The sequence below is a fragment of the Mesorhizobium sp. M7A.F.Ca.MR.148.00.0.0 genome, from assembly GCF_003997735.1.
Taxonomy (GTDB): Bacteria; Pseudomonadota; Alphaproteobacteria; order Rhizobiales; family Rhizobiaceae; genus Mesorhizobium.
On record NZ_RZTB01000029.1, the window covers coordinates 58,299 to 64,863 of the forward strand.

A 6,565-nucleotide genomic window follows, 5' to 3' on the forward strand; every position below is an offset into this window, starting at 1 on the left:
TCAGTCCCCATCCAGCGAGGAGAAGCCTGCGGTCAGTCCGAATTCGGCGGTCAGCCTGGTGCCGATCAAGGCCGACAGGCTGGAGGTGATCAGCGCGAAATGATCGAGCTTGTCACGCAGCGCCGGATCGGCAAGCGCCTTGTCGATTGGACCGCTGACCGCCTTGGCGGTGGCGGCACCGTTGACCAGCTGGATGTGGATCGATTCGGCCATCCAGCGCGCATCGGCCGGCAGAGCATCGCCAAGTTTCGAGGCCTGAAACAGCGTATCGATGCCGGAGAGATTGCCGGCCAGTGACGCGGTGGTGTTTTGCGAGCGCCAATAGATTGCCTGTTTCGGCTTGTCCAAATCCGGCTTGCCGCCGAAAAACCCTTTCAGGCGCACGTCGCGGACCATTTCCAGCTCGTTGATGAAGACGCCGACCAGTTCCGTCACCGCTTCGTTGCCGTCGCGGTAGAGCGGGTTCTGCGCCCCCGGATTGGCCCAAAGCGCGGCAAAGCCGTCCGGCTTGTTCCAGGCGTCGCTGACCTCGCCGGCCATGGTTTCGATGTTGCCGGCAACAGCAGTGCCATAGGCGCAGCGGTAGGGATCATCCTTGCCGGCAAGTGCATCGGCGCCGTCGCCGTAAAGAACGAATTCGAGCGCGCCCAGCCCCTGCATGGCAACGCTCTTGCCGGCCAGTTGTGCCGGATCGGTCGCGGTCGGATCCTTGTCGGACAGCGCCGCCTGTACCTGTTTCAGGCCGATGCTCTTGCGATCCGGCCAGAACAGCATGCGCTCCAGCCGGTTGTTCTCCTTGATCGGTCCGAAGCCGATGATTTCGGCTAACGACCAGGCATAGACGGTGGCGGAGAATTCGGCGCGTGCGGCATCGAGTTTTCCTTGCGAGGGCGTGACGCACAGCTTGCGCATGGATCCGGTCAAGGCTTCCGCATGCTCGTGCAGGCCGGCATAGGCCGGGCGGACGAAGCCATCGATCGCGCGCTGAATGATGTCGGAGGCTTTGACCGCCGCAGACGCAGGGACAACGCCCAGCAATGCCAGCGCAAGAACGAGAAACAATGCAGAACGCTTGAGCATCACAGTGACTCCAGGAATTTGAGCAGCGCGTCACGCTCAGTCGCACTGGCGGCGGCAAAGCGGTCGCGCGCTTTCTGCGCCTCGCCGCCATGCCACAGGATCGCCTCGGTCAGGCTGCGCGCGCGCCCGTCATGCAGGAAGAAGGAATTGCCGTTGACCGTCCCGGTCAGGCCGATGCCCCACAGCGGCGGCGTGCGCCATTCATTGCCCGTCGCATCTCCCACGGCTTGGCCATCGGCCAGATCAGGCCCCATGTCGTGCAGCAGGAAGTCGGAATAAGGCCAGATCAACTGGAAGGTCTGCGCCTTGTTGGGCGTATCGCGGCGCGTGACGAATTTCGGCGTGTGGCAGGCAATGCAGCCGATCTCGTAGAATGTTTTTTTGCCCGCGAGCACGTCGGACCGGTCGAGGTCGCGGCGCGACGGCACGGCCAGGTTCTGCGAATAGAAGGTGACGAGATCCATCACCGGCGGCGGCGCCTCGACCCGGCCAAGACGCTGCTGCACGCCGTTCGGCATGTCGAGGCATTTTGCCTCCGCAGCAGTGCAATCGCCCCAATGCTTCGGCTCTTCGGGCGTCGAGATGCCGATGTCACCGGCAAAGGCGTCCGCCGCCTGCTGGCGGATCGACGCGGTCTGTGCCTTCCAGCCGAAACGGCCAAGCGTCAGTTTTCCGTTCAGGCTATCGCGCACGATGTTCGGCCTGCCGGAAATGCCGTCGCGGTCCCTGTCGTCCGGATCGGCGTGGGCGAGAATATCAGCCGGCGCGATCTGTTCGATCAGGCCCAAGCCGATCATCGGCGGGGTCAGGCGCGGCGACAGCGTGGTGCGTGGGTCAAGCGGCCCGTAGCCAAGGCCATCAACCGAATAGCTCGGCTTGCGCAAGGAGATCACAGTGCGGTCCGTCAGCTCTACCTTACGTTCTTGGTAGTCGATATGCATCCTGCCTTCACCGGGCAGGCCGGGTACGGCGAGCTCCTGCAATTGCGTGCCGTAGACTGGGTCGGGGAAGTTGAGCACCTCGTGGTCGGCAAGCGCCGCCTTCTCTTCCACGCTGCTGGCGTCGCGGGCCAGCCGCAGGAACATCGACGTGGTGCCGACGTCGCCTTGCGGCGGGCGGCCGCGGCCATCTTTCAGATGGCAGTTCTGGCAGGCACGTTCGTTGAACAGCGGGCCGAGCCCGTCCGAAGCCTGCGTCGAGGATGGCGACGAGACCCAGTTCTTGCGGAAAAGGGCATTGCCGAGCTTGAAGTCGCCCTCTTCCTCGAAGGTGATGTTGGCCGAGGATTGCGAGAAGGAATCGCGGCTGACGTCCTTCCGGGACGTGCCGGCGCCACCTTGCATCAGTTCGAACTGCTCTGGCCTGGAAAAATCCGCGGTCGGCCTCGTGACGGCGATGACGCGCGCCTGGTCCTTCGCATTGAGGTCGGTGCGCGTGGTGGCGAGCCCGGCAGGCTGAAGATCACCGGCCATCGCCGAAGAGGCAAGCGCCAACACGAGCACGACATAGCGCCGACGCGCCAATCCGGCCGGCGTCTTGCGAAGGAGCGGCGAGCCATTGGCCCGCCGCGAGCGGCGCACGAATTCTAGCAGGCGCCGCATTCCCGCATGCCCTTACTCCGCCTCGTCCGCCGATGCGGCGTTGAGCTGGCCGTATTTTTCCTCGCCGATCGAGGCAAGCAGGTCGAGCTGCGTCTCGAGAAAGTCGATGTGACCCTCCTCGTCGGCGAGCAATTCCTCGAACAGCTTCATCGTCACGTAGTCGCCGGCGTCGTTGCAGATTTCGCGCGACCGCTTGTAGGCGGTACGTGCGTCATATTCGCCGGCAAGATCGGATTCGAGCACTTCCTTGACGTTCTGCCCGATGCGCAGCGGCGCCACGGACTGCAGGTTCGGATGGCCTTCGAGGAAGATGATACGGGCGACGAGCTTGTCGGCATGGTGCATCTCCTCGATCGATTCCGCCCGCTCCTTCTTTGCCAGCTTGGCGTATCCCCAGTCCTCAAGCAGACGGAAATGCACCCAGTACTGATTGACGGCCCCAAGCTCCAGAAAAAGAGCCTCGTTAAGCCGCTCGATGATCTGCGGATCGCCTTTCATGAATTCTGCTCCCGTATTGGACGCGCAGGCCTCTGACGCGATCCAGGTGTGAAACGACATCCACGCCGCTCGCCTCCGAGCGGGCGTGGTAATTTTCGGTGACCCGAATGATCGTTTCCACCACATTTGGGAAGCAGCCGCAACAGCGACCGCGCTTTTGCATGGCATGATAGATCTTCGCCGGCACGATCAGCTGCCAGGGATCCTGGTCCAGCAGCCCGACGATCGTCTGCTCGATCTCCTTCTCGGTGATGATATTGCAATGACAAATCAGCATTGGCTTGCTCGGCTGGCTGACGGCGTCTCCCGCGCCGTGTGGCTTGATTTTCTAGCGGAGGCCGTTCCAGAGCCGGTTGTCCGGCTCCGGATCAGTCTCCTGTCTTTCGGCCCTTACTTGAACACCTTGTCCGGCGCGTCGAGGCTGTCGGACCCTTCGAAGGCGATGGTGCTGAGCTTCAGGGAGCCGACGGCGCGCTCAATCGACTTGGTCTGATCGATCAGCGCATCGATCGCCGCCTGCACGGTGGCGTTGCCCTCAACGTTGCCCTCGGCGATCTGCTGGTCGTAGGCCTCGCCGGCCAGTGCACGCGCCTTGATCGCCTCCATCTTGGCGACGGTGACATCGAGCTTGTCAGACAGTTCCTTGTCGATCGCCGGATCGGCCGCCTTCACCATATCGGCCACCGAGGGACCCGAAACGACGGTGCCGTCGAGACGCGTGTAGCTCGCATGATAGGCCGCGCGAATGCCGATGGCGTCGTAGAGATGCGAATTGTAGGTGTTGTCGGAGAAGCAATCGTGCTCCTCTTCCGGATCATGCAGCAGCAGGCCGAGCTTCATGCGCTCGCCGGCCAGTTCGCCGTAGGACAGCGAGCCCATGCCGGTGAAGATGGTCGAGATCGCCGTGTTCGGCTCGCCATCGACGAGAGCCTTGCGGGCGGCGCCGTCTTCCTTCCAGTTGCCGACCATCTCCTGAATATCCGAAACCAGAAGGTCGCTGGCCGATTTCAGATACTCGGCGCGGCGATCGCAATTGCCGCCGGTGCAGTTCTTGAGGTCGTAGTCGGTATAGGGGCGCTCGCCGGCACCCGGGCCGGTGCCATGCAGGTCCTGGCCCCAGAGCAGGAATTCGATGGCGTGGTAGCCGGTGGCGACATTGGCCTCGATGCCGCCGGCTCCCTGCAGCGTGCCGGAGAGGAACTCCGGCGAAAGCTTCGATGCATCGACCTTCTTGCCGTTGATCTCGATCTCCTTGTTGGCGATCACATTGGCCGTGTAGAGCGCATTCGCGTCCGATTCGGTGCCGTAGCTCTTGGCGACGTAGTCGATCAAGCCTTCATCCAGCGGCCAGGAATTCACCTTGCCTTCCCAGTCGTCGACGATCTTGTTGCCGAAGCGGTAGACCTCGGTCTGCTGGTAGGGAACGCGCGATGCCTTCCAGGCGTCGCGGGCAGCGTTGAGGGTTTCCACCGATGGCGCGGCGAGCAGCGCGTCGACCGCCTTGTCGAGCGCCTGCGCGGTGGTCAACGAATCCTCGTATTTGGCGAGCGCGATGTCGGAATAGGTCTTGATGACCGCCTTTGCATCGGTTTCCGCCTTTGCCGGCAACACGAATACCGCCGCCGTCAGCAGGGCAGTGGCGCCGATCGCCGCAAGCCTGCTGCCATATCGTGCTGTCATAATCACTCTCCAGTTTCTCGGAAATTCTGTAAACGGCGCGCGCAACAACCGGCGCCAGGCCATCTGTGGGCCATTGGGCGCAAGAGATGCCGCGCCATCGCGCGGTTCGCGGAAGAAAGACACCAAAATGCCTCCAATCGAAAGGGTTCAAGGCCCAGACATTAAAGGGATGCGCTGACGCGCGAGCCTCCATAAAGCTGCGACATCGTCGGATGTCAATGACAATCCGTAGGAAAAGTCAATTGAAACAACAGTTTAGAATTATTCTAAACTACGACTCTCAACTTTATGCATTTTCCTGCACCGGTCTTGCCGCTGAACTGTGCGATTGACAGCCGCCATCCCGGATGCGACCCGCAAAAGCTCGCTTGCAGCGGTGCCAGACAATTGCCATCTGGCGAAACATCCTAGGGTAGAATCAGGATTGGATGCGATGAAGAACGGTGTGGTCATTGTCGGCGCGGGCCATGCGGGCGTGCAAGCGGCCGCCAGTCTGCGCGAAGACGGCTATGACGGGCCGGTGATCCTCGTCGGGGATGAGGACGAACTTCCCTATCACAAACCGCCGCTGTCGAAGACTTTCATCAAGGATGCCGAGGCCAAGCCGCAACCCTTGCGCGGCGAGGCCTTTTACACCGGCAGCGCCATCGATTACCGGCCTGGCGTCAGGATCGATCGGATCGATGCCGGACGCCGCAGTTTGGATATTGCCGGCGGTGGTGCGCTGGCCTTTGACCACCTGATCCTGGCGACAGGCTCGCGCCCGCGCACGCTGCCGCTGCCCGGTGCCGACCTGTCCGGTGTGCTGTCGCTGCGCTCGCTGGCCGATGCGCGGCTGATCCGCGACCTCAGCGCGCAAAGCGACGAAGTCGTCATCCTCGGCGGCGGTTTCATCGGGCTGGAGATCGCAGCCACGTTGAGGGCCGCCGGTCGCACGGTGACAGTGGTCGAGGCGGTGGACCGGCTGCTCGGCCGCGCCGTGGCGCCGGTCGTGGCGAGCCACGTCCGGCAACGGCTGGAGGCGACAGGCGTGCGCATCCTCACCGGCACCTCGATCGCCAGGCTCGATGGCGAAAACGGTCATGTCACGGCCGCCATCACCTCATCAGGCGAAAGGCTGCCGGCGCGCATGGTCATCGTCGGCGTTGGTGCCGTGCCCAATTTAGAACTGGCGCAGGCGGCCGGCCTCAGCATCGCCAACGGCATTCGCGTCGATCATCAGATGCGCACGTCGATGCCGGAGATTCTCGCCATTGGCGATGCTGCCTCCTACCGTCACTGGTTCACCGGCGGCGACGTGCGGCTGGAATCGGTGCAGAACGCCACCGACCAGGCGCGGCTTGCCGCGCGCACGATATCAGGCCATACCGACCCCTATTCGGCGGTGCCATGGTTCTGGTCGGACATCGGCGACATGAAATTGCAGATGGTCGGCCTGACCGCCGGCGGCGACAGCCATGTCGTGCTGGGCGACCTGCCCGAAAACAAGTTCTCGATCTACCACTATGCCGGCGACCGGCTGCTCGGCATCGAATCGGTCAACCGCCCCGGCGACCACATGCTTGGCCGCAAGATGCTCGGCGCCTGCTTCTCGCCGACGCCGGAAACGGTGGCCGCTGGCCCGGAGGGGCTGAAAGCGGCACTGGCCGCGTTTCAGCAGGATGAGCCCGCCAGGGCTGCGGGCTAGCCCCCGCTTACCCTCCCCC

6 protein-coding genes are annotated in these 6,565 nt (G+C 63.1%); 1 reads left to right on the forward strand and 5 read right to left on the reverse strand.

Annotated elements, in window-relative coordinates; translation table 11 throughout:
• The 5 genes from EOB49_RS14230 to EOB49_RS14250 form a co-directional block, all read right to left on the reverse strand.
• Positions 1 to 1,080 (reverse strand): imelysin family protein, encoded by a 1,080-nt coding sequence (locus tag EOB49_RS14230; RefSeq protein ID WP_127381324.1) that lies wholly within the window; start codon positions 1,078 to 1,080, stop codon positions 1 to 3.
• A complete protein-coding gene (locus EOB49_RS14235; protein WP_127381325.1) occupies positions 1,080 to 2,681 on the reverse strand; it encodes a di-heme oxidoredictase family protein in 1,602 nt (533 codons plus the stop codon). The genes EOB49_RS14230 and EOB49_RS14235 overlap by 1 nt, the downstream gene beginning before the upstream one ends.
• A gap of 12 nt (positions 2,682 to 2,693) precedes the next feature.
• Positions 2,694 to 3,179 carry a bacterioferritin gene (gene bfr, locus EOB49_RS14240; protein WP_013527914.1) on the reverse strand — a complete coding sequence of 162 codons (486 nt, stop codon included), beginning with the start codon at positions 3,177 to 3,179 and terminating at the stop codon, positions 2,694 to 2,696.
• A complete protein-coding gene (locus tag EOB49_RS14245; protein WP_023811421.1) occupies positions 3,145 to 3,456 on the reverse strand; it encodes a (2Fe-2S)-binding protein in 312 nt (103 codons plus the stop codon). The genes bfr and EOB49_RS14245 overlap by 35 nt, the downstream gene beginning before the upstream one ends.
• A gap of 113 nt (positions 3,457 to 3,569) precedes the next feature.
• Complete coding sequence (locus EOB49_RS14250) at positions 3,570 to 4,859, reverse strand: imelysin family protein (RefSeq protein WP_127381326.1); 1,290 nt, start codon at positions 4,857 to 4,859, stop codon at positions 3,570 to 3,572.
• 433 nt (positions 4,860 to 5,292) lie between these two features.
• Between EOB49_RS14250 and EOB49_RS14255 the strand changes: the two genes are divergently transcribed.
• Entirely contained in the window at positions 5,293 to 6,546 is a 1,254-nt protein-coding gene (locus EOB49_RS14255) for an FAD-dependent oxidoreductase (RefSeq protein ID WP_127381327.1), read from the forward strand.
• Positions 6,547 to 6,565: the final 19 nt, after the last annotated feature.

Bases quoted from the DNA above. Each gene is read 5' to 3' on its own strand.
- EOB49_RS14245 (WP_023811421.1), bottom strand. From the start codon at position 3,456: ATGCTGATTTGTCATTGCAATATCATCACCGAGAAGGAGATCGAGCAG.
- bfr (WP_013527914.1), bottom strand. From the start codon at position 3,179: ATGAAAGGCGATCCGCAGATCATCGAGCGGCTTAACGAGGCTCTTTTT.
- EOB49_RS14235 (WP_127381325.1), bottom strand. From the start codon at position 2,681: ATGCGGCGCCTGCTAGAATTCGTGCGCCGCTCGCGGCGGGCCAATGGC.
- EOB49_RS14230 (WP_127381324.1), bottom strand. From the start codon at position 1,080: ATGCTCAAGCGTTCTGCATTGTTTCTCGTTCTTGCGCTGGCATTGCTG.
- EOB49_RS14250 (WP_127381326.1), bottom strand. From the start codon at position 4,859: ATGACAGCACGATATGGCAGCAGGCTTGCGGCGATCGGCGCCACTGCC.
- EOB49_RS14255 (WP_127381327.1), top strand. From the start codon at position 5,293: ATGAAGAACGGTGTGGTCATTGTCGGCGCGGGCCATGCGGGCGTGCAA.